Origin of the sequence: Allomesorhizobium aridi, assembly GCF_043769475.1 — a bacterium.
Taxonomy (GTDB): domain Bacteria; phylum Pseudomonadota; class Alphaproteobacteria; order Rhizobiales; family Rhizobiaceae; genus Allomesorhizobium.
The window spans coordinates 4,363,955-4,386,065 of the sequence record NZ_CP171729.1; the positions used below are offsets into that span (position 1 = coordinate 4,363,955).

General features: G+C 62.4%; 25 protein-coding genes. 5 read left to right on the top strand and 20 right to left on the bottom strand.

Annotated elements, in window-relative coordinates; all coding sequences use genetic code 11:
• Positions 1-62 precede the first annotated feature (62 nt).
• The 9 genes from ACG873_RS23565 to rimM all read right to left on the bottom strand — a co-directional run bounded on the left by ACG873_RS23565 (position 63) and on the right by rimM (position 6,653).
• Complete coding sequence (locus ACG873_RS23565; protein WP_394888118.1) at positions 63-620, bottom strand: MgtC/SapB family protein; 558 nt, start codon at positions 618-620, stop codon at positions 63-65.
• A gap of 65 nt (positions 621-685) precedes the next feature.
• Positions 686-1,324, bottom strand: coding sequence for a class I SAM-dependent DNA methyltransferase (locus ACG873_RS23570; protein WP_394888121.1), 639 nt, complete (start codon positions 1,322-1,324; stop codon positions 686-688).
• The gene (locus tag ACG873_RS23575; protein ID WP_394888123.1) at positions 1,321-2,130 is read right to left on the bottom strand and encodes an amino acid ABC transporter permease; all 810 of its coding nucleotides are present in this window, start codon (positions 2,128-2,130) and stop codon (positions 1,321-1,323) included. Before ACG873_RS23575 ends, ACG873_RS23570 begins: the two co-directional genes overlap by 4 nt.
• Before the next feature lie 101 nt (positions 2,131-2,231).
• A complete protein-coding gene (locus tag ACG873_RS23580) occupies positions 2,232-2,981 on the bottom strand; it encodes a transporter substrate-binding domain-containing protein (RefSeq protein WP_394893665.1) in 750 nt (249 codons plus the stop codon).
• 129 nt (positions 2,982-3,110) lie between these two features.
• Positions 3,111-3,641 carry a GNAT family N-acetyltransferase gene (locus tag ACG873_RS23585; RefSeq protein WP_394888125.1) on the bottom strand — a complete coding sequence of 177 codons (531 nt, stop codon included), beginning with the start codon at positions 3,639-3,641 and terminating at the stop codon, positions 3,111-3,113.
• 6 nt (positions 3,642-3,647) lie between these two features.
• On the bottom strand, positions 3,648-4,463 hold the full coding sequence (locus ACG873_RS23590) for a class I SAM-dependent methyltransferase (RefSeq protein ID WP_394888128.1): 816 nt from the start codon (positions 4,461-4,463) through the stop codon (positions 3,648-3,650).
• A 75-nt stretch (positions 4,464-4,538) separates the two neighbouring features.
• Positions 4,539-5,093 (bottom strand): 50S ribosomal protein L19, encoded by a 555-nt coding sequence (rplS, locus tag ACG873_RS23595; protein ID WP_394893667.1) that lies wholly within the window; start codon positions 5,091-5,093, stop codon positions 4,539-4,541.
• Between the two features lie 259 nt (positions 5,094-5,352).
• Positions 5,353-6,060: a tRNA (guanosine(37)-N1)-methyltransferase TrmD gene (gene trmD / locus ACG873_RS23600; protein WP_394888130.1), complete on the bottom strand. Its 708-nt coding sequence runs from the start codon at positions 6,058-6,060 to the stop codon at positions 5,353-5,355.
• Entirely contained in the window at positions 6,057-6,653 is a 597-nt protein-coding gene (gene rimM, locus ACG873_RS23605) for a ribosome maturation factor RimM (protein ID WP_394888132.1), read from the bottom strand. Before rimM ends, trmD begins: the two co-directional genes overlap by 4 nt.
• A 103-nt stretch (positions 6,654-6,756) precedes the next feature.
• Between rimM and ACG873_RS23610 the strand changes: the two genes are divergently transcribed.
• Positions 6,757-7,695 (top strand): tyrosine recombinase XerC, encoded by a 939-nt coding sequence (locus ACG873_RS23610; protein WP_394893668.1) that lies wholly within the window; start codon positions 6,757-6,759, stop codon positions 7,693-7,695.
• Positions 7,696-7,768: 73 nt separating this feature from the next.
• The gene (locus tag ACG873_RS23615) at positions 7,769-8,836 is read left to right on the top strand and encodes a TraB/GumN family protein (RefSeq protein WP_394888134.1); all 1,068 of its coding nucleotides are present in this window, start codon (positions 7,769-7,771) and stop codon (positions 8,834-8,836) included.
• 46 nt (positions 8,837-8,882) lie between these two features.
• Here ACG873_RS23615 and ACG873_RS23620 read toward each other — a convergent pair whose 3' ends face one another.
• Complete coding sequence (locus ACG873_RS23620; RefSeq protein ID WP_394888137.1) at positions 8,883-9,350, bottom strand: MarR family winged helix-turn-helix transcriptional regulator; 468 nt, start codon at positions 9,348-9,350, stop codon at positions 8,883-8,885.
• A gap of 71 nt (positions 9,351-9,421) precedes the next feature.
• Here ACG873_RS23620 and hmgA point away from each other — a divergent pair, with 71 nt between their 5' ends.
• The 3 genes from hmgA (at position 9,422) to ACG873_RS23635 (ending at position 11,696) form a co-directional block, all read left to right on the top strand.
• Positions 9,422-10,738 (top strand): homogentisate 1,2-dioxygenase, encoded by a 1,317-nt coding sequence (gene hmgA / locus ACG873_RS23625; RefSeq protein ID WP_394888139.1) that lies wholly within the window; start codon positions 9,422-9,424, stop codon positions 10,736-10,738.
• Positions 10,739-10,893: 155 nt separating this feature from the next.
• Entirely contained in the window at positions 10,894-11,091 is a 198-nt protein-coding gene (locus ACG873_RS23630; RefSeq protein WP_394888141.1) for a hypothetical protein, read from the top strand.
• Positions 11,092-11,225: 134 nt separating this feature from the next.
• Positions 11,226-11,696 (top strand): hypothetical protein, encoded by a 471-nt coding sequence (locus ACG873_RS23635; RefSeq protein ID WP_394888142.1) that lies wholly within the window; start codon positions 11,226-11,228, stop codon positions 11,694-11,696.
• A gap of 68 nt (positions 11,697-11,764) precedes the next feature.
• On the opposite strand, the gene ACG873_RS23640 is transcribed toward ACG873_RS23635, so the two are convergent.
• From ACG873_RS23640 to sucC, 10 genes are all read right to left on the bottom strand, one after another.
• Positions 11,765-12,049 (bottom strand): hypothetical protein, encoded by a 285-nt coding sequence (locus tag ACG873_RS23640; RefSeq protein WP_394888144.1) that lies wholly within the window; start codon positions 12,047-12,049, stop codon positions 11,765-11,767.
• The gene (lpdA, locus tag ACG873_RS23645; RefSeq protein WP_394888145.1) at positions 12,046-13,452 is read right to left on the bottom strand and encodes a dihydrolipoyl dehydrogenase; all 1,407 of its coding nucleotides are present in this window, start codon (positions 13,450-13,452) and stop codon (positions 12,046-12,048) included. The genes ACG873_RS23640 and lpdA overlap by 4 nt, the downstream gene beginning before the upstream one ends.
• An 82-nt stretch (positions 13,453-13,534) precedes the next feature.
• Positions 13,535-13,996 (bottom strand): hypothetical protein, encoded by a 462-nt coding sequence (locus ACG873_RS23650; protein WP_394893670.1) that lies wholly within the window; start codon positions 13,994-13,996, stop codon positions 13,535-13,537.
• 89 nt (positions 13,997-14,085) lie between these two features.
• Positions 14,086-14,490 carry an MAPEG family protein gene (locus ACG873_RS23655; protein ID WP_394888147.1) on the bottom strand — a complete coding sequence of 135 codons (405 nt, stop codon included), beginning with the start codon at positions 14,488-14,490 and terminating at the stop codon, positions 14,086-14,088.
• Positions 14,491-14,582: 92 nt separating this feature from the next.
• The gene (gene odhB, locus ACG873_RS23660; protein ID WP_394888148.1) at positions 14,583-15,890 is read right to left on the bottom strand and encodes a 2-oxoglutarate dehydrogenase complex dihydrolipoyllysine-residue succinyltransferase; all 1,308 of its coding nucleotides are present in this window, start codon (positions 15,888-15,890) and stop codon (positions 14,583-14,585) included.
• A gap of 57 nt (positions 15,891-15,947) precedes the next feature.
• Positions 15,948-18,935 (bottom strand): 2-oxoglutarate dehydrogenase E1 component, encoded by a 2,988-nt coding sequence (locus ACG873_RS23665; RefSeq protein WP_394888150.1) that lies wholly within the window; start codon positions 18,933-18,935, stop codon positions 15,948-15,950.
• A 14-nt stretch (positions 18,936-18,949) separates the two neighbouring features.
• The gene (locus ACG873_RS23670; RefSeq protein WP_394888151.1) at positions 18,950-19,285 is read right to left on the bottom strand and encodes a DHCW motif cupin fold protein; all 336 of its coding nucleotides are present in this window, start codon (positions 19,283-19,285) and stop codon (positions 18,950-18,952) included.
• A gap of 13 nt (positions 19,286-19,298) precedes the next feature.
• Positions 19,299-20,204, bottom strand: coding sequence for a succinate--CoA ligase subunit alpha (gene sucD / locus ACG873_RS23675; RefSeq protein WP_394888153.1), 906 nt, complete (start codon positions 20,202-20,204; stop codon positions 19,299-19,301).
• 8 nt (positions 20,205-20,212) lie between these two features.
• The gene (locus tag ACG873_RS23680) at positions 20,213-20,584 is read right to left on the bottom strand and encodes a cupin domain-containing protein (protein WP_394888156.1); all 372 of its coding nucleotides are present in this window, start codon (positions 20,582-20,584) and stop codon (positions 20,213-20,215) included.
• A 324-nt stretch (positions 20,585-20,908) separates the two neighbouring features.
• Complete coding sequence (gene sucC, locus ACG873_RS23685; protein ID WP_394888158.1) at positions 20,909-22,102, bottom strand: ADP-forming succinate--CoA ligase subunit beta; 1,194 nt, start codon at positions 22,100-22,102, stop codon at positions 20,909-20,911.
• Positions 22,103-22,111 lie beyond the last annotated feature (9 nt).

Genomic DNA, 22,111 nt, shown 5'->3' on the forward strand with positions numbered 1-22,111 from the left:
CATGAAGTCAGGGCAATTCTTGCATTGACGGCGGACGCGCGGATTTTGGTGGCGCGCAGTGACTATTTCGCCGGCTCGACCTTGCCCGGATCGTCCTTTTTCGCGGTGATCTTTCGATCCGCATCGCCGTCCGTCCGTGGTTGGCCTTTCAGGTCGAGCTTTGTCTCGAATATATGAAGCAGACCGAGCACGATGAGCGCGAGGAACGACACGAAAAGTGCGATCTGCCAGAGCCCTAGCCCACAGGCCACGCCGATGGCGCCGGCAAGCCACATCCCCGCGCCGGTGGTCAAGCCTTGGACCTCGCCGCGCGCGAAAAGGATAGTGCCGGCGGCAAGGAAGGCGACGCCGGCCGTGACCGCTTCGACGACACGGATTGGGTCGAAACGCGAGATATCCATTAAGAACATCGGCGCATGGACGATCTCGATAGTGAGGATTGCGAATGTCGCCGCGGCGACACAAACGAGAATATGCGTTCGCAGCCCCGCCGGTCGATTGCGCCACTCGCGCTCGAAGCCGATCGCCGCTCCGAAGGCCGCCGCCAGAAGCAGCCGCGCCACAATGACTGGGAACGATGTGTAGGTCGGGTGTCCGAATTCCTCGACGAGTGCTTCCATGAAACCCCATCAGCGATAGCCGGCTGTCAACGCATGGAGTCCGCGTCTGTTCCGCCGATTTCCGATTAGGCCACTTCGAAGACGAACGCCTGCACCAGCACTTCCGGCTCGGCCACTGCAAAGGCACGGAACGGCGGGCTCTCCTCCAGGAGCCGCCAGCGGCCTCTCTGCTCCAGCACCGAGAATTGCTCGCGAAACCTTCCGCTCTGCAAAACCGTGTCGCGGACGGTGAAGATCGCGTGGCCGCCGGCCCGCGTTATGCGCACCAGTTCGAGAAGGCTCGAAGTCGGGGCATGGCCTTCGGTGAAGACGCCGGTCGAGAAGAATGCTGCGAAACGACCGTCCGGCCACGGCAGCGTCTTTCCGAGCGCCGCACGCCGAAGTTCTCGATACGCACCGCGCGTAGCGGCAAGGGCCAGCATCTCTTCGGAAAAATCGAGCCCGTCGATGTTCGTGTAGCCCAGCGCCCGCAGATAGGGGCCGGACAGGCCGGTGCCGCAGCCGGCATCGAGCAGCGCTCCGGCGTCCCGAGGGACATAACGCGCGACCCAGCTTGTGATCATGAAGGGCAGGCAATAGCCGGAGGCCGCGGTCTCTCGGTCATAGGCGTTCGACCAAGCCGCATAGGCTTGCGCCAGTTCCTCCGCATTCCGCGCCGCATAGACCTGTTCGAGCGCCGATTTGTTGTCGTGATCGGCGCTCATGCGGTGCGTCCCCTTCGCAGGCGCTGTTCCAGCGACCGGAGCGCCAGCGACAGGCCGACAGTCAGGATCAGGTAGATGTAGGCGACGATCGAATAGGTCTCGAAGAATCGGAACGAGCCGGAAGCATAGACCTTGCCCATCTGCGTGATGTCGGCCACTCCAAGCACCGAAACCAGCGAACTGTCTTTGACCATGGCGATGAAGTCGTTGCCGTAGGGCGGCAGTATGGTGCGGAACGCCTGCGGCCAAATAATGTGGCGGAAACGCCGGTAGCGCGACAGGCCGAGCGCCTTGGCGGCCTCTATCTGTCCCGCATCGACCGCCTGGATGCCGGCCCTGAAGATTTCAGCGATGAAGGACGAATAGGCGATGGTGAGTGCAATGATCGCGCGCCACATCAGCGAAACATCGCGCACCTGCATCGGCTCGATTATCCCGGCTGCTTGCAGCGGATATGAAAGCCAGTTCCACAGGACGACGAAGGCCGGTGCGCCCACGAAGGCGATCCAGAACAAGAGGACCAGGATCGGAATGCCACGGATGATCTCGACATAGAAGCGCGCGGCCTGGCGGAGCCAAATCGATCCCGACAGTCCGAGAAGCGCTATCGCGAGGCCAAGCGCCGAAGCGAGCGTATAGCCGACCAGCGTGACGAACACCGTTACGCTGATGCCCTTGGCGACGATGGAGAACACTTGCGAGTAGAGATCGCTGGCCGCTATCGAAATCGTGGCGGCGATCGCGATTGCCCCGGCGACGGCAAGCCACCAGGGAAATTCCTTCGCAGGCCGGGAAGGTGGGGGCATCGCTTCAGCAAGGCCGCGCAAAGACTGCGACGGGCTTTTCGCGCCGGCACTGGGCAACCGGCGCGGTTACAGTATGGCGCACGGCCGATCGCAAGACCGGCTCACTGGCCCATCTTGTAGTCGAGGAACCACTTCTTGTTGAGCGCGTCGATGGTTCCATCCGCTTTCATCGCGGCGATCGCGGCATTGACCGGCGCGACCAGATCGGAACCCTTGGCGAAGATGAAGCCGAAATCCTCGGTGCCGAGCGGGCCGCCGATCACCTTGAGCTTGCCTTCCGAGGCTTCGACATAGCCGTTCGCCGCGACGCCGTCGGTCAGCACGAGATCGACATCGCCCGATTTCAGCGCCTGCACGGAAGCGCCGAAGGTCTCGAACAGCTTGATGCGCGGGTTCTGTTCGTTGCCGTCCAGTACCTCGTAGACCGCGACATAGAACGGCGTCGTGCCGGCCTGCGTTGCGATCAGGCCGTCCGTCATCGCCGCGAAGCTTTTCGGGTCGGTGAAGCGGCTCTCGTCAGCCCGCACCAGCATGCGCATTTCCGAACGCATGTAAGGATCGGAGAAGTCGACCTTCTCCTTGCGCTCGTCCTTGATGGTGATGCCGGTCATGCCGATCTGGTATTGGCCGTCCGACACTGCCTGGATCATCGCGTCCCAGGATGTGTTCTGGTACTCGACCTTGAAGTTCAGCCGCTTGGCGATCTCGTTCATCGCATCATATTCCCAGCCGATCTGCTGTCCGGTCTTGGGATCCACGAACTGCAGCGGCGGATAGGCATTTTCCGTCACCACCACCACCGACTTCCCACCCAGATCGGGCAGCGCCTGCGCGAAGGCCAAGGCCGGCATCAGAAGCACAGCCAGCAACCCGGCCAGAGTGAGTTTCGAGGTCATTGTTTTGCTCCGAAGCTTTGCGGAAACAGAATTGGTTTGCCGGAGTTTAGCCACCGCCCTGCGGCAAACAAGCCATACAGTCTGCTATTTTACGGTGCGCCGCAGATCCAGCACCAGCAATTCCTCATCGAGAAAGCGGCCGTCCACGCATAGAGCATCCCGCTCCAGACCGTAGGGCAGAAAACCGAGCGAATGGTAGAGCCGGCGCGCGGCGACATTTTCGGCCGTCACCGTGCATCGAAGCATGACACCCAGCGCCTCCGCATGGGCAATGACCCTTTCGACGAGCTTTCTTCCCAGCTTGGCCGCGCGCCAATCGGGCGCAACATAGACCGCCACCATCGCCCCCTTGTGCAAGGTCTTCTCACGTGTGTTCTGGATATAGGTCGCCATGCCGACGAGCCTTTCGCCCGCGAAAGCGCCAAACGTGACGCTGGGGGCATCCGGCGCGGCGCGTCTGACCATCTCCTCATCGGAAATTGCTTCCTCCTCCGCGATGCTCGCGCTGAAGGAATCCGGGCTGTCGCGCAGGGCCTCCAGCCTCAGCGCGCGATACAGATCGGCATCGGCCTCAGCCAGCGGCCTGATAACGATATCGGAAGGCAGCGTGATCACGCCCGATTACCTCTTCGTCGCACCGATAGAGAACGATAGCGGCATGCTGACATGGCCCTCGGGCAGGACGTAGACGCCTTCATCGACTTCCCGCATATCGGGAAACGCTTTCCAGGCGACGATGTCGTGCTCGTTCAGGAAATCGATCCGAAGCCCTGCACGGATAAGCCCGTTCACGATGTCGCTCAGTGGATGGATCCACTCATAGATTCTGGTGTGCGTCAGCGGGCGCGCGTCGCCGGTATAGGTCACGTCCTCGTCGAATGAGATCGGCACGAAGGCGTTCGTGCGCCATTGAAAGCTCGGCACCGCCTTGCCGTCGACGACGGCGTACTGGCGCATCTGCGGATGGAAATCGAGAAGATAGACTTTGCCGCCGGGCCGCAGCAGCGCTGACGCCACGCGTGCCCAGCGGAAAATGTCATGCAGCCAGATGATCGCTCCCCAGCTGACGAAGACCATGTCGTAGGTGGCGCCCAGCGCCTCCACCGCATCATACACCGGCGCCTCGACGAAGCGGGCCTCGGTACCGGCGTCCGCCGCAAACCGGCGCGCCGCCTCTATCGCCTTGGGAGAAAAGTCCAGGCCGGTGGCGCTGCGAGCGCCGAGATGCTTCAGGCTGAGGGTGTCGAGGCCGATATGGCATTGCAGATGGACGATGTCCTTGCCGCGAATGTCGCCGATTTCCTGCGTTTCCAGTTCGTGCAGGCAGGAGCCGCCGGCGATCACCTTGGCGATCGGGTAATCGCTCGACACGCCCGTCGAATGGAGTTCGGCGCGATCGTCCCAACTGAGCAGATTAGCCCGGAAAAACTCGTCCATCCCCACCCTCCGAAATGCAAAAGAGCGCGGGTATTGCTCCCGCGCTCCAGCCGTCCCCCGACGATATTGTCTAGCCTATTCGCTTGCGGGCTCGGCTGCCGCTGCCTGTTCGGCCGCGGCTGCAGCCTCAGCGGCTGCCTTCTTTTCCGCGGCTTCCTGAGCTGCCTTCTCGGCGGCCAGCGCCTCGGCGGCGGCGACCTTTTCAGCTTCGATGCGCGCCTTTTCGGCGTTCAGCGCGTCGCGCTCCGCGTCATTGAGCTTGCGGGCGCGAACGCCGGTGTTTTCCGAAATGCGGGCCGACTTGCCGCGACGGTCGCGCAGATAATAAAGCTTGGCGCGGCGCACCTTGCCGCGGCGGACGATCTCGACGCCCTCGACCATCGGCGAGTACACGGGGAAAACGCGTTCCACGCCTTCGCCGTAGGAAATCTTGCGCACGGTGAAGCTCTCCTGGAAGCCGGCGCCCGAGCGGGCGATGACCACGCCTTCATAAGCCTGGATACGGGTGCGGGTGCCTTCGGTCACGCGCACCTGTACGCGGACGGTGTCGCCCGGCTGGAATGCGGGAAGCGTGCGCTTTGCTTCGATTTTCGCGGCCTGCTCGGCCTCGAGCTGACGGATGATGTCCATCGCCATTACCTCTTCTTTGTTCTCAACAGCCAGAGCGCCCGGCGCTTGCCTTGCAGTCCATCTGACCGCTCGGCTATGCCTTTCTTTCCCGTGAAAGCGAGGCAGGGGCGAATTCACCGTCCTTGTTGACGGGTCCCGGTCGATACAATGCCGGTTGGGCTGCGCGCATACACGCTTCCCGCACGTTTGTCACGTCTAGCGTCCGTCTTTTTTGCCGCATGGCGCAAATGCCCGTTCGAACCATGCCCGCCCGTACATGCTACGGTTTGGGCAAAAGCTGATCTTTCGCCGAACGAAGATCCGGGCGGCGCTCTCTGGTCAGCTGCTCCGCCTGTTCCCGCCGCCACGCCGCCACCTTCGCATGATTGCCCGAGGTCAGCACTTCAGGGATCGTTCGGCCTTCGAATTCCTGCGGCCTCGTATAGTGCGGGTGTTCGAGCAGTCCGTTCTCGAAGCTCTCTTCGTCGCCGGAAACTTCGTTGCCCATGACGCGGGGCAGCAGCCGCACGACCGCATCGAGCAACGCAAGTGCAGCCGGTTCGCCTCCCGAGAGGATGAAATCGCCGATCGAGACTTCCTCGAGAGCACGAGCCTCGATCACTCGTTGGTCGACGCCCTCGAACCGTCCGCACAGGATCACCGCGCCTGGACCGGCGGCCAATTCGCGCACTCGGCCCTGGGTCAACGGCTTCCCGCGCGGGCTCATCAAGAGTTTCGGCCGGGGATCACCTTCTGGCGCTGCGTGGTCGATGGCTCGCGCCAGCACGTCGGCGCGCATCACCATGCCCGCGCCTCCGCCCGCTGGCGTGTCGTCCACCGTCCGGTGCTTGTCGGTGGCAAAGTCACGTATCTGCACAGCCTCGAGCGCCCAGGTTCCGGCCTCCATCGCCCTGCCGGCAAGCGACAGGCCGAGCGCGCCCGGAAACATTTCGGGGTAGAGTGTCAGCACCGTCGCGCGGAATGTCACCGGTTGCCTCCCGCATCTTTCGGTCCGCGCGGGCGCCTGTCCGGATCGAAGCCGTCGCCGGCCTCCTCGTCGTCCTCGGTGTCGACCAGTCCGGCGGCAATGGTGTCGATGCCGATATAACCGCCTTCCAACTCGACCAGCGGCACGGCAGCGTGCGTGAACGGGATCAGCACACCCTTCCTGTCGCCAACCGCAAGCTCCAGAATGTCGCCGCCGCCGAAATTCTGCACCGCCGTGACTTTGCCGATTTCGGTTCCCGTTTCGTCCTTGACGGTCAGGCCCACCAGATCGGCATGGTAGAACTCGCCCTCGTCATCCTCGTTGGGCAGGGCGGAGCGGTCCACGAAAAGCTCCGTGCCGGTAAGCGCTTCGGCCGCATTCCGGTCTCTGACTTGCTTGAAGCGCACCACGACGACGGTGTTTGCAGGCCTGATATCGGTGATGTCGAAGGATCGTCCATCCTTGGTGAACAGCGGACCGTAGTCGCCCAGCGACAGCGGATCGGCGGTGAAGGTCTTGACGCGCAATTCGCCCTTGATGCCATGCGGAGCGCCGATGACGGCCACCTGGACCGGGTTCTTGAGCTTGGACATTTTCATTCCCTACTCGCCGCTTCAGTGCATTTCAATCGCGCCATTCTTCACCGCTTGCTAACCTTGGCGCTTCAGCATGCGGCGAATCGCCGGAAAGCTCGCCATGCAGGAATTTCTCATCTCGGCCAAACCCGACCTCCAGGCGGTCCGGGAAGCCTGGCTGAAGATGTTGGCCCGTGAGCGCCGGCTTTCGGCGCTGACGGTCGAGGCTTACGAACGGGACACGCGACAGTTTTTCCAGTTTTTGACCGGACATTGCGGCGGCGCGCCCGGCATTTCCGACATACGCGAACTCCGCCCTGCCGACCTGCGCGCCTTCATGGCTTTCCGGCGATCCGGCGGAGCCGGAGCACGCACTCTCGGCCGCGGTCTCGCGGCCATCCGCTCCTTCCTGCGCCATCTCGAAAGGCGCGGCCTGGTCAACGCCGCCGGCGCCGCCGCTCTTCGCGCGCCGAGACAACCGAAGTCGCTGCCCAAGCCACTGACGGCTTCGGATGCAAGGCGTGTCGTCTCGAGCGGCGAGCAACTCGCGGAAGAACCCTGGATTGCTGCCCGCAACGCGGCGGTGCTGACTTTGCTCTACGGGTCCGGCCTTCGCATCTCCGAGGCGCTTGGCCTTCATGGCAGCGATCTTTCAGGCGATGGCGACACGGTGCTTCGCATCACCGGCAAGGGCGGCAAGACCAGACTGGTTCCCGTGCTGCCAATAGCCATGCAGGCCGTCGCCGAATATCGCAGACTGTGCCCCTACGATCTCGATCGGAAAGCGCTGCTGTTTCGCGGTGCGCGCGGAGGGCCGCTCAATCCGGCCATTATCCAGCGCGAGATGCAGAAATTGCGCGGCGCGCTCAACCTGCCCGACACGGCTACGCCTCATGCCCTGCGTCATTCTTTCGCCACGCATCTGCTCGGCCGTGGCGGCGATCTCCGCACCATCCAGGAGTTGCTCGGGCACGCCAGCCTGTCGACCACGCAGGTATATACGGGCGTCGACACGGCGCGCCTGCTCGAGATCTACGAAGCCGCTCACCCTCGGGCCTGACCACGCCATTGATTCAACAATTTTCGCGCGCCGGTTAACTGTTTCGCCTCTTTTGGAGGCTAACGATGCGCCTATGAAAAGCGTGATTGCCCTCGCCGATCGAACGGCCCTGCCGGCCTTGAAGCTGCTTGCAGCGGTCAACGTGCTGTTCCTGATTTCCTTCGCTTTCATGCTCACGCTCGCAACCGGCAAGGCGCGCGGCGAAATTCCGGACTGCACGGGCGTCGACATGCTGGCCGCCATCGAACGGGACGATCCGGCGCTGCTGGCGAGGATAAGGACTGAAGCCGCCGCCACGCTGAATGGCGACGGGCTTCTGTGGAAACTTGAAAGGGCGGGACAGGCGCCGTCCTTCCTGTTCGGCACGATGCACATGACGGATCCGCGGGTCACCAGCCTGACGCCGGCGGCCGAGCAGGCCTTCGAATCCTCGCGAACGGTTGTCATCGAAACGACGGAAATCCTGGACCCGGCCAAGATGCTTGCCGGCATGATGAAAAACCCTGAACTGACGATGTTCACCGACGGTACGACGCTGATGTCGCTGATGTCGCCCGAGGATGCCAATGCGGTCGAGAAGGCGCTTGACGAGCGCGGCATTCCCCCGGCTACCGTTGCCAAGATGAAGCCCTGGATGCTGACTGCCATGCTTGCGCTGCCCGCCTGCGAACTGGCGCGCAAAGCGGCCGGCGCTTCGGTTCTCGACGTCAAGCTCGCGGAAGACGCGAAAGCGGCCGGCAAGAAGCTCGAAGGCCTCGAAACTGTGGCCGACCAGCTTGGGGCCATGGCCTCGCTGCCGATCGATTTCCACATACGCGGGCTGGTCGACACGCTGAAGCTTGGCGACCGTGCCGACGACATGGTCGAAACGATGGTCGTCCTCTACCAGAGCGGCCAGACGGGCATGTTCTGGCCTCTGTTCCGCGCCGTGCTGCCACCGGGCAACGAGGGCGAGGTGGGCTATGCAGCTTTCGAGGAAACCATGGTCACGGCCCGCAACAGGAACATGGTGGCGAAGGCCGCATCGATACTCGACGAAGGCGACGCCTTCATTGCGGTAGGCGCACTGCATCTTCCCGGCCCCAACGGACTGGTCGAATTGCTGCGCAAGGACGGCTATACCGTTTCCGCGGTTCGCTAATTATGCGGCGCCGACGGCGCATTGACGCCGCCGATACGTCTGCGCGTTAATCCAAGTTCCGGGGCGGGTTCGGCTGAAGCGCGGCCGCATTCTCCAGCAGCGCAAGCGCCCGGAGGATCGCCTCCCTTTCGCCTGCGTCCAGTGATCCGAGAAACCGCGCCTCGAAGCCACGAGCGAGCGGCACCAGATCCTGATAGATTCTCGCTCCAGCGGATGTGAGTCTCAGCCACTCGATGCGCCTGTCGTTCGGATCCGGCTTGCGCGTCAGCCATTTCCGTCTGTCCAGCTCCTGCACGGCCCGGCTCACCTTCGTCTTGTGCATTGCCGAATGCCGCCCGATCTCGGTGGCCGTCATCTCTCCAAACTGCCCGAGTGTTGCGAGCGTTCGCCATTCCGGACGGGTCAAGCCATGGCGATCTCTGTAGATCTTCGAGAACTCGCGGCTCACGGCATCGGCCAGGCGGTTCAGCCGGTAGGGCAGGAAATCTTCGAGCGGAAGAACGTCGTCGGTCACGGAGCTGCCGTTGATAGTTACAAAATCAACCATTACAAAAGCGACGAATAGTGTCAACGTTGGAGGACGCCATGACCCTGTCCTACATGCCCGGCTTCGGCAACGACTTCGAGACGGAGAGCCTGCCCGGCGCGCTGCCACAAGGTCGCAACTCGCCGCAGCAGCCGGCTTACGGCCTCTACGCCGAACAGTTTTCCGGTTCGCCCTTCACCGCCCCGCGCGGCGCCAACGAGCGCTCATGGCTCTATCGGATACGGCCGAGCGTCAGGCATCACGGCCGCTTCAAGGCGACGACCGCTTATCCCGAGTGGAAGTCAGCACCCAATATCGGGGACAACGAACTGGCGATCGGACAGCTTCGGTGGAATCCGACACCAATGCCGAACGTCGAGACCGATTTCATCTCGGGAATCCGGACGATGACGACCGCCGGCGACATTTATACCCAGGTCGGCATGGCCGCCCATGTGTACGCAGCCAATGTCTCGATGGTCGACGACCATTTTTTCAACGCCGACGGCGAATTGCTCGTGGTGCCGCAGGAAGGAGGCGTGCGCTTCGTCACGGAAATGGGCGTCATCGAGGTGCAGCCGGGCGAAATCGCCGTTCTGCCGCGCGGCCTCACTTTCAAGGTGGAGCTGATCGACGGCCCGGTGCGCGGCTATATATGCGAAAACTACGGCGCCAAGTTCACGCTGCCCGATCGCGGGCCAATCGGTGCCAATTGCCTCGCCAATCCTCGGGATTTCAAGACACCGGTCGCCTGGTTCGAGGAAAAGGAAAAGCCTTGCCGGCTGGTTGTGAAATGGTGCGGCTCGTTCCATGTCACCGAGATCGACCATTCGCCCTTGGACGTCGTCGCCTGGCACGGCAATTACGCGCCCTACAAATATGATCTGTCGACCTACTCACCGGTCGGCGCGATTCTGTTCGATCATCCCGATCCTTCGATCTTCACGGTGCTGACGGCGCCGTCGGGCGAGGAAGGCACGGCCAATATCGATTTCGTCATCTTCCCGCCGCGCTGGCTGGTGGCAGAGGACACCTTCCGTCCTCCTTGGTACCACCGCAACATCATGAGCGAGTTCATGGGCCTCATCCGCGGCCAGTACGACGCAAAGGAAGAGGGCTTCGTGCCGGGCGGCATAAGCCTTCACAACATGATGTTGGCGCACGGGCCTGATGCTTCCGGCTTCGAGAAGGCGTCGAAGGTGGATCTCAAGCCGGTGAAGCTCGAAAACACCATGGCCTTCATGTTCGAGACCAGGTTCCCGCAGATGCTGACCCGCTACGCGGCCGAAACAGACACGTTGCAGCACGATTACGTCGACTGCTGGGCAGGATTGAGGAAGCGCTTCGACGGTACGGTGCGGGGGGACTGGACCTGATTTCTGCCTTCGTGCCGCCCGACGTCCTTCTGGTTGGCCGGCATGAAAGAAATGCCGCACTTGTTGGGTTCGCACGCATTCACACAAAGCGTGATTTTGCGCGTTGCCGGGTCTCTGTTAATCTTGTTCCCATCCAATCTCCTGGAAGGATGACGATGATGAGAAAAGCGCTTTTGCTGGCTGCTGCACTTGGCCTCTCAACCTCCACCACTTTTGCCTGCGAATTCCAAAGGTCCGCCAAGGTAGACGCCACCGTTGTCGCGAGCGTCACGCCGGCCGCACCGCAGTCAACGCCGGCGACTAAGCCGGTGGTCGTGAAGGAAGAGCCTTCCCAGGAGGAAGAAGCCGAGTAGTCGGCGCCGCCAAACCCTCGGACCTGCGGACGGCGATGCATGGATCGGTGTCCGCACCTGCTCCATTTCAAGAAATGAAACCGAATCCGCTATTGTGCGTTGTCCCGTCAGCTTAACCTGACGGAGTACCGACAATGGCCAACCCATCACGTATACCGGATCCCCGCCTGAATGATCCGGAGAACCCGTCCACGCCAGTCGGAGCCGATCCGCTAAGCTCTGACCCGCGGCTGAATCCCGCCAACTCGCAAGATCCACGAGTTGTCGACAACCGCAACGTCGTGCAGTCCCGAGGCGCCGGCAGCGGCGTTCTGATTGCCGCCGTTGTGCTTGTACTCGCCATCATCGCTTATTTCGTGTTCGCGCCCGGCACCGACACGGCCGTGACCCCGACAGGCGACACGACGACCACCGAACCGGCAACGCCGGCGCCTGACGCGACGGCTCCTGCAACGCCTGCCCCGGATGCAACCGCTCCTGCGCCCGACGCAACGGCTCCGGCCGCCCCTGCCGATCCGGCAACGCCAGCGCCCGATGCGACCGCTCCGGCTGAACCGGCGCCGGCTCCTGCCGAGCCTGCTCCGACCCCTGCCCCCGCGCAGTAAGCCGCGGCGATAATTGCAACAGAAGTTCCAGCGGCCCGGGCCACGGGCCGCTGGTTGGTTTGGCCAAATTACTGTTCTTGCTTACCGCGCGTCAGCTCCTGCAGAACCCTGCAGGCGAATCCCAACGAAAACAGCCCCCACAGCATGCTAGCGGCGATATCGAGCACAGTGACCGCATGTGCGAAGCGCAGTGTCTGGTCGAACGTGAGATTAAGACCGAGGCCGACATCCGTGATCCATTGCATGCCAATCTGCGCGTAAAAACGGGCAATGGCGTCAACGACCAAAGCGACGACGCCTATTCTCAGAAAATTGGTTTGCAGCCACCCCCTCATAGCAGCCGTCTCGCTCACATGTGGATCGGTTTGAAGAAGGTGGCGAGCGCTGCCTCCTTGACCGCTTCCGACATGGTCGGATGGGCGTGGCAAGTACGGGCTAGGTCTTCCGACGAGCCGCCGAACTCCATCAGCACCGCGGCTTCGTGGATCATCTCGCCGGCGCCGAAGCCGACGATGTGAACGCCGAGCACCCGGTCCGATGCCTTGTCGGCAAGGACTTTCACGAAACCGTCGGTGTGCAGGCTGGCGCGTGCGCGGCCATTCGCGCTGAACGGGAATTTTCCCGCCTTGTATTCGACGCCCGCCTTCTTCAGCTCTTCCTCGGTCTTGCCGACCGCGGCAATTTCGGGGCTGGTATAGACCACGCCCGGGATCACGTCGTAATTCACATGTCCGGCCTGCCCGGCGATGATCTCGGCCACCGCCACGCCCTCTTCCTCCGCCTTGTGGGCGAGCATCGGACCGGCGATGACGTCGCCGATAGCAAAAATGCCGGCGACATTGGTTCTCAAATGTCCGTCGGTCTTCACCCGGCCGCGTTCGTCGAGTTCGACTCCCGCTTCGGCCAGCCCGAGCCCATCCGTATAGGGCCGGCGTCCCGTCGAGATCAGCACGACATCCGCCTCGATCGTTTCGGCATCGCCGCCCTTGACCGGTTCGAAAGTGACCGAAGCGCCCTTCTTGGTCTTCGCTACGGCTGTGACTTTCGAGCTTAGCTTTATGTCAAAACCCTGCTTGGCCAGCATGCGCTGGAACTGTTTTGCGACTTCGCCATCCATGCCGCCGAGGATCGTGTCGAGGAACTCGACCACGGTCACTTTGGCGCCGAGCCGCGCCCAGACCGAGCCGAGTTCGAGCCCGATGACGCCGCCGCCCACCACCACCAGATGGCCGGGCACCTTTGCGAACTCCAGGGCGCCGGTCGACGAAACGATCACCTTCTCATCGAAATCGACCTCGACGCCCGGAATGCCGGCAACGTCGGACCCGGTGGCGATGACGATGTTCTTCGTCTCGATCTCTTCGATCTTGCCGTCCTCGCCGGCGACCGCGACCTTGCCTGCGCCGAGCACCTTACCCGTCCCCCGGAACACGTCGATCTTGTTCTTCTTCATCAGGAAATCGAGGCCCTTGACGTTCTGCTCGACCGTCTGGTCCTTGTAGGCCAGCATGTTCTTCAAATTGAGCTTCGGCGTGCCGACTTCAACGCCCAGCGCCGCGAAGGAATGCCCCGCCTCCATGAACATTTCCGACGCATGCAGCAGGGCCTTGGAGGGGATGCAGCCGACATTGACGCAGGTGCCGCCATGGGTGGGGCGCTTTTCGACCACCGCGGTCTTGAGGCCGAGTTGCGCCGCCTTGATCGCGCAGACATAGCCGCCCGGGCCGGTTCCAATCACCACTACATCGTAAGCCATTTTCCATCCTTATGCATTTGAGCGGCCTCGCCCGCTCACTGAAATTATGATCCGGCGTGGCGGTTTGCCACCGCGGAGCCGCTCACTCCTGGCAACCCTTCAATGCAAAAACATCCCACGGCAGCTTCGAAAGCCCATCCGCGCCAAAAGCCGCCGATCCTTGCAGCGAATGGCCGAGATCCGGGAAGATCAACCTGGCCGGCGCGTCGGCGCCCTCCGCCGGGAGAAGTTCGATGTTGCCCTTGTCGTCGGACGTGTAGATAACACCCTGCCAGACCGTGCAAACCGCAAGCTCAGCCCCGGTCACGTCGCCTTTCGAGCACTTGTACATCAGCATGCCGTTGGGCCGCGGCACGTCTTCCGTCCACATCACGATGCCGTCGAGCACCAAATTATCTTCGAGAAGCATGCGGAATGTGTTGGTTACGACCGCCGGGTTGTGCGTGGGCGTGAAGTTGATCTCGGCCACGCCGTCGCGTTCGCCATAGACGGCGAGTTCCATCGGGCAGGCCGCCAGCGCCGGCGCGGACGACGGCGCCAACATGCCGAGCACGGCAATGGTTCGCGCTGTCAAAACCGGCGCTCTGCCTCCGGCACCGGAGGCAGATGGCTTCTTGGACTGACGGAGCAGCCTCAAGACACCAGCCTGATCAGCATCAGCAGAAGACCCAAGATCGACGCGAACCAGGCGATCGTCCGGGCCACCGGAATGCCCGCTGCGTAAAGCACCAGGTAAAACACGCGGGCGATCAGCCACAGCCAGGCTCCGGTTGCACCAATGCCGCCCGCTTTTCCCGTGACCACCAGCGCCAGTGCCAGGGCGATGAAGGCCGGATAGGTTTCGAGCAGGTTCTTCAACGCCCGACCGAGCCGACCGGCCACCACACTACGCGAAACACGGTTCTCGTCGCGCGGACTGAACAGGTATTTCGGCCCAAGGTCCATCGTCGCGATCCCCTGAACGACGATCTGCAGCAACAGCAACACGACGCTCCACGCAAGAACGGCAATCTCGGTCGATGCAGCAGCGGCTTCCATGGAAAATCTCCCCCGGTCGCATGTTTCCGGAAGCGGAATTGCTTCCGAAGGGCGCTATCGCAAACCGCGGCTACAGGATCGGCGAGCCGCGTCTAGAGGTCCAGTACCAGTCGTTCCGGATCCTCGAGGCTCTCCTTGACCCGCACCAGGAACGTCACCGCTTCCTTGCCGTCGACGACGCGGTGATCGTAGCTGAGCGCAAGGTACATCATCGGCCGGATGACGATCTGGCCGCCGACCACGACCGGCCGCTCCTGGATCTTGTGCATGCCGAGAATGCCCGATTGCGGGGCGTTTAGGATCGGCGTCGACATCAGCGAGCCATAGACACCGCCGTTCGAGATGGTGAAGGTGCCGCCCTGCATGTCTGCCACCGACAGCTTCCCGTCCCGCGCGGCGAGACCCAGCCGGCCGATCTCCTTCTCGATCTCGGCGATGCTCATCTGGTCGGCGTCCCGCACCACCGGCACGACGAGGCCCTTTTCGGTGCCGACAGCCACGCCGATATGGGCGTAGTTCTTGTAGACGATGTCCGTGCCGTCGATCTCGGCATTGACCGCGGGGATTTCCTTGAGCGCATGCGTAACAGCCTTGGTGAAGAAACCCATGAAGCCGAGCTTCACGCCATGCTTCTTCTCAAACAAATCCTTGTATTTGGTCCGCATGTCCATCACCGCCTGCATGTCGACCTCGTTGAAGGTCGTCAGCATGGCGGCGGTGTTCTGCGCGTCCTTCAGCCGGCGCGCGATGGTCTGGCGCAGACGAGTCATCTTCACGCGCTCTTCGCGCGCTTCGTCGCCGGCAGAAGATGGCGCGCGGGCGACGGCCGGCGCGGCGGGTGCGGGTGCGGCCTGCGGGGCTGAAATCCCCTTGGCCAAGGCTTCGAGCACGTCGCCCTTCAGAACCTGGCCGCGCTTGCCGGTGCCCTCGATCTGATCGACGGCGACATTGCTTTCGGCAAGCAGCTTGGCGGCCGCCGGCGCCGGCGGCATCTTGCGGTCGGCAATCGGCGTATCGCCGGCGACCACGCTAGCCTTTTCGACCGCTTCCTGCGCCGAGTCGGCGCCCGCCTTGCCCGCTGCTTGCGCGACTGCCTCGGGCCTGGCCGTGTCTTTCGCAGGCTCCGCTTTCGCCGGTTCCTTGGCAGCAGGCTTTGCGCCCGCGCCTGCCGAGATCGTGCCGAGCAACGCGCCGACGCCAACCGTCTCGCCATCCTTGGCCGCGATTTCGGCCAGCGTGCCGGCTGCAGGCGCCGGCACCTCGATCGTCACCTTGTCGGTTTCGAGCTCGACCAGCGGCTCGTCGGCCGCGATCGCATCGCCTGCCTTCTTGAACCATTTGCCGATGGTCGCCTCGGTGACGGATTCGCCGAGCGTGGGAACGCGGATTTCGGTAGCCATTTTATGCCTGTCCGTTTCTGAATGTCTTGGTTGCCTTGGTCGTCCGAAACCACTTCGCTACTCGCCGAGCGCATCCTCGAGGAATGCCTGCAACTGCGCCAGATGCTTCGACATCAGGCCGGTCGCGGGTGACGCCGCTGCCGGCCGTCCCGTATAGCGCACGCGCTGATGCTTGGCGTCGATATGCGCAAGCACCCACTCCAGATAGGGATCGATGAACGACCACGCACCCATGTTCTTGGGCTCTTCCTGGCACCAGGTCATTTCCGCGTTGCGGAAGCGCGACAGTTCGGTGATCAGCGCCTTGGCCGGGAACGGGTAGAGCTGCTCGACGCGCAGCAGGTAGATGTCGTTGATGCCGCGCTTCTCGCGCTCCTCGTAAAGATCGTAATAAACCTTGCCGGAGCAGAGCACGACGCGGCGTATCTTCGAATCCTTGACCAGCTTGATCGGCTGGTTGGGCAGGAGTTGGGCATCATCCCACAGCAGACGGTGGAAGGCGCTTTCGCCCGACATCTCGGCCAGCGTCGACACTGCGCGCTTGTGGCGCAGCAGCGATTTCGGCGTCATCAGGATGAGCGGCTTGCGGAAGTCGCGCTTCAACTGCCGGCGCAGAATGTGGAAGTAGTTTGCCGGGGTGGTGCAGTAGGCGACCTGCATGTTGTCTTCGGCGCAGAGCTGCAGGAACCGTTCCAGGCGCGCCGACGAATGCTCCGGCCCCTGGCCTTCGTATCCATGCGGAAGCAGGCAGACGAGTCCCGACATGCGCAGCCACTTGCGCTCGCCGGACGAAATGAACTGGTCGAACACCACCTGCGCGCCATTGGCGAAGTCGCCGAACTGCGCCTCCCAGAGCGTCAGCGCCTTGGGGTCGGCCAGCGAATAACCGTATTCGAAGCCGAGCACCGCCTCTTCCGAAAGCATCGAATTGACGACTTCGTATTTTGCCTGCGCAGCACTCAGATTGTTCAACGGGATGTAGCGGTTCTCGTCCCTCTGGTCGTAGAGCACCGAATGGCGCTGGGAGAAGGTGCCGCGTTCGGAATCCTGGCCGGAGAGCCGGACCGGATTGCCGTCGAGCAATATGGAGCCGAACGCCAGCGCCTCGGCGGTCGACCAGTCGATGCCTTCTCCGGAATCGATCATCTTGCGACGCGTCTCGAGGAAGCGGCTGATCGTCCTGTGCGCCTCGAAGTCCTCTGGCACCTCGGTCAGCTTTTTGCCGATTTCCTTGAGCGTTTTCAGCGGCATGGCGGTCTTGCCGCGCCGTTGCTCGTCCTGATTGTCGGCGGTGCGGAGACCCGTCCAGGCACCGTCCAGCCAATCGGCTTTGTTGGGCTTGTAGGCCTGCCCGACTTCCCACTCGCTTTCGAGATGGGCGCGCCAGTCTGCCTTCATCTTTTCGAACTCGTCCTCGGTCAGGTGCCCTTCGGCAATGAGCTTTTCGGCGTAGATCTGCACCGTCGTCTTGTGCGAACGGATGCTGCGATACATGATCGGCTGCGTGAACGCAGGCTCGTCGCCTTCATTGTGGCCGAAGCGCCGATAGCAGAACATGTCGATGACGACCGGCTTGTGGAATTTCATCCGGAATTCGATCGCTATCTTGGCGGCGTAGACGACCGCTTCCGGGTCGTCGCCATTGACGTGCAGGATCGGCGCTTCGATCATCTTGGCCACGTCCGACGGATACGGCGACGAGCGCGAGAAGCGCGGATTTGTGGTGAAGCCGATCTGGTTGTTGATGATGAAATGCAGCGTGCCCGCCACGCGATGGCCGCGCAGCCCGGATAGCCCTAGGATTTCGGCGATCACGCCCTGGCCGGCAAAGGCGGCGTCGCCATGCAGCAGCAGAGGCAGCACCTTGGCGCGGTCTTCCAGCGGGATGATCTCATCTCGGCCGCGACCGTAAAGCAGGTCTTGCTTGGCGCGCGCCTTGCCCATCACCACCGGATCGACGATCTCGAGATGCGACGGGTTGGCGGTCAGCGACAGATGCACCTTGTTGCCGTCGAACTCGCGATCCGACGATGCGCCGAGATGGTATTTCACGTCGCCGGAGCCTTCGACGTCGTCCGGCGTGTAGGAGCCGCCCTTGAATTCGTGGAATATCGCCCGGTGCGGCTTGGCCATCACCTGGGACAGCACGTTGAGGCGGCCGCGATGCGCCATGCCGAGCACGATGTCCTGCATGCCGAGCGCGCCGCCGCGCTTGACGATCTGCTCCAGCGCCGGAATCAGCGATTCGCCGCCGTCGAGGCCAAAACGCTTGGTGCCCTTGTATTTGACGTCGATGAACTGCTCGAAACCTTCCGCCTCGATCAGCTTCTGCAGGATCGCCTTCTTGCCAGCCGGGGTGAAGGCGATGCCCTTGTCCGGACCCTCGATGCGCTCCTGCACCCACGCCTTTTCTTCCGGGTCGGACATGTGCATGAACTCGACGCCGAGCGTCGAGCAGTAGGTCCGCTTCAATATGTCGAGCATCTCGCGGATGGTCGCGTATTCGAGCCCCAGGACGCGATCAATGAAGATCTTCCGGTCGTAATCCGCTTCCGTGAAGCCGTAGGCTTCCGGCGACAGTTCATTGTAGTCCTCCATCGGCTTGGCGATGCCGAGCGGATCGAGATTGGCGTGCAGGTGGCCGCGCATGCGGTAGGCGCGGATCATCATGATGGCGCGCACGGAATCGCGCGTCGCCTGCAGCACGTCGGCGTCGGAAAGCACTGTCCCGCCGGCAGCCGCCCTGTCCTTTACCTTCTTTTCCAGATGTTTCTCGACCAGGCCCCAATCGCCGTCCAGCGCCGACACCAGCTCGCCATTGGCCTGAAGCGGCCAGCTCGGCCGCGCCCACGACGCGCCCTTGGCGTTCTTTTTCACATCGCCGGCGTCATCCTTCAGCGCGCCGAAGAAGTCGCGCCACTGCGGGTCGACAGACTGCGGATCGTCCTCATAGGCGGCGTGCAGTTGCTCGATGTAATCGGCATTGCCCCCATAAAGAAACGAAGTGAGGGAAAATTGGTCGTTGGCCTGATCTTGTCGTGCCATCGCACTAGCCTTTCTTAGTCGACGACGAACAGTCGTGCGCCGATGGAAGTTTGCGAGCGGTGTGCTTCAGCCTCGTCGGCGACCTGATAGCTCATGCCGGGCCTGAGGATGAACTCGCGGCCATCCTCCAGTGTGGTTGCAAGCTCGCCTTCGAGGCAGAGAAGTACGTGTCCCTTGCGGCACCAGTGGTCTGACACGTAGCCCGGTGAATACTCGACCATGCGCACCCGGTCGTCGTCCGGCCCGAAGTGCTGCGTCCGCCAGGTCGCTTCGCCGCTCTCGCCCTTGTGCACCGTCGGTTCGATCACCGACCAATCCGTCGTGCCGAAGGGAATGGTTTCCATTCGCATGGTTTATGGCCCCTTACCCCTTGATCGCTTCGACCAGTGTGGTGCCGAGCCGGGCCGGTGATGGCGACACGCGGATGCCTGCCGCCTCCATCGCCGCGATCTTGTCCTCCGCGCCGCCCTTGCCGCCGGAAATCACCGCGCCGGCATGGCCCATGGTGCGTCCCGCCGGCGCCGTGCGTCCGGCGATGAACCCAGCCATCGGCTTCCTGCGGCCGCGCTTGGCCTCGTCGATGATGAACTGCGCCGCATCCTCTTCGGCCGAACCGCCGATCTCGCCGATCATGATGATCGACTTGGTCTCGTTATCGGCCAGGAACATCTCGAGCATATCGATGAACTCGGTGCCTTTCACCGGATCGCCGCCGATACCGACGGCGGTCGACTGGCCGAGCCCGGCATTTGTCGTCTGGAACACCGCCTCATAGGTAAGGGTGCCGGAGCGCGACACAACGCCGACCGAACCCTTGCGGAAGATGTTGCCCGGCATGATGCCGATCTTGCACTCGTCGGGCGTCACGATGCCCGGGCAGTTCGGGCCGATCAGCCGTGAACTCGACCGGTCGAGGCGCGCCTTGACCTTGATCATGTCCATCACCGGAATGCCTTCCGTGATGCAGACGATCAGCGGGATCTCGGCCTCGATCGCCTCGATAATAGCTTCGGCCGCTCCCGCCGGCGGCACGTAAATTACCGACGCGTTGGCGCCCGTCTTTTCCTTGCCCTCGGCGACCGACGCGAAGATCGGCAACTGCGCACCGCTTTCGACCGAGCCCCAGGTCTCTCCGCCCTTCTTCGGATGGATGCCCCCGACCATTTTCGTGCCGTGATAGGCAAGCGCCTGCTCGGTGTGGAAAGTTCCGGTCTTGCCGGTCAGGCCCTGCACCAGGACTTTTGTGTTCTTGTCGATGAGAATGGACATGGAGTTCCCTAGAGTCTCTTGAGGTCGGCGACCGTGAGGTCACTCTTGGCATTGCCGGTGTTGAGGGTAGTTGCCGGCTCGAACATCAGAACGATGGGTTCTTCGGTCAGCGAGCGCGGCCGGTGCTCGACGCCGCGCGGCACGACGATGAAGTCACCTTCGCCCAGTTCAACCGGGCCGTCGCGAAAGTCGATGGCGATTTTGCCGCGCAGGACGAGGAAAGCCTCGTCTTCCTGCTCATGCGCATGCCAGTCGAACACGTCGCCGAACTTCGCGACCTTGGCTTGGGAGTCGTTGATGTCGCCGGCGATATGCGGGTCCCACGCATTGGCGATGGTCCGATCCGCCACGTCGACGAGATTTATCTTGCGCGGAGGCATCGATCGGGCTCCCTCGGAGGGTCAGCGTTGAACATGGGACGCGTCGGCTCTTCGCCAAACAAGCCATGCGGTTACCGCGATGGCAAAAAACCAAAGCACGCCAAAAAGGAATATCGAGACCTGCCCCCCTATGCACTCGCTCTCACCTACCGCGCAAGTCGAGTTCAGCCCTCTATAAAACCACAACGCAACCGCTGCTGAACCAAGCAACATCAAGGTTCCAAAAACGGGGCCTTTCAGCATCGCTATCCAGAGCGAAATCAGCATGGCTAACGCCGGCCTAGCCAGGACAACAACGATTGTTGAGAGGCCGAGTTTCACAGCCTAGCCCCTCACCGCCGCCACGATCTTCTTGGCCGCGTCATCCAGATCGTCGGCGGAGATCACGTTCAGCCCGCTCTCATTGATGATCTTCTTGCCCAATTCGACATTGGTGCCTTCAAGCCTCACCACCAGCGGCACCTTCAGCCCGACTTCCTTGACCGCCGCGATCACGCCCTCCGCGATAACGTCGCAACGCATGATGCCGCCGAAGATGTTGACCAGGATGCCTTCGACAGCGGGATCGGCGGTGATGATCTTGAAGGCCGCAGTGACTTTTTCCTTGGACGCGCCGCCGCCGACATCGAGGAAATTGGCGGGTTCGGCGCCGTAGAGCTTGATGATGTCCATGGTCGCCATTGCAAGGCCGGCGCCGTTGACCATGCAGCCGATATTACCGTCGAGCGCGACATAGGCGAGATCGTGCTTCGACGCCTCGATCTCCTTCTCGTCCTCTTCGGTCGTATCGCGCAGTTCCATGATCTCGGGATGACGGAAAAGTGCATTATTATCGAAGGACACCTTCGCATCGAGCACACGAAGCCTTTGATTTTTCATCACAATGAGCGGATTGACTTCCAAAAGGCTCATATCTTTGTTCACAAAGGCATTATAGAGCAGCGGGAACAGCGTTTCGCCATCCTTTGCCGCCTCGCCGTCGAGTTTCAGCGCGCCATTCAGCGCCTTCAGATCGTCGGCGGTGACGCCCTTTTCCGGATCGATCGCCACCGTGACGATCTTCTCCGGCGTGTCGTGCGCGACCGCCTCGATATCCATGCCGCCTTCGATTGAGACGACGAAAGCGACGCGGCCGACCGAGCGGTCTACCAGGATCGACAGGTAAAGCTCGCGGTCGATGTCGGCGCCGTCCTCGATGTAGAGGCGGTTGACCTGCTTGCCGGCCGGACCCGTCTGCTTGGTGACGAGCGTGTTGCCGAGCATCTCCTTGACGTTCGCAACAACCTCTTCGACCGACTTCGCCAGCCTGACGCCGCCCTTGGCGTCGGGCGAAAGCTCCTTGAACTTGCCCTTGCCCCGCCCGCCGGCATGGATCTGGCTCTTCACCACATAAAGCGGCCCGGGCAGCTTCCTAGCTGCCGCCTCGGCTTCGCTGACGTTCATGATCGCGACGCCCTCGGAGACCGGCGCGCCAAAGCCCTTCAGAAGCTGCTTGCCCTGATATTCATGGATGTTCATCGCAAAGGC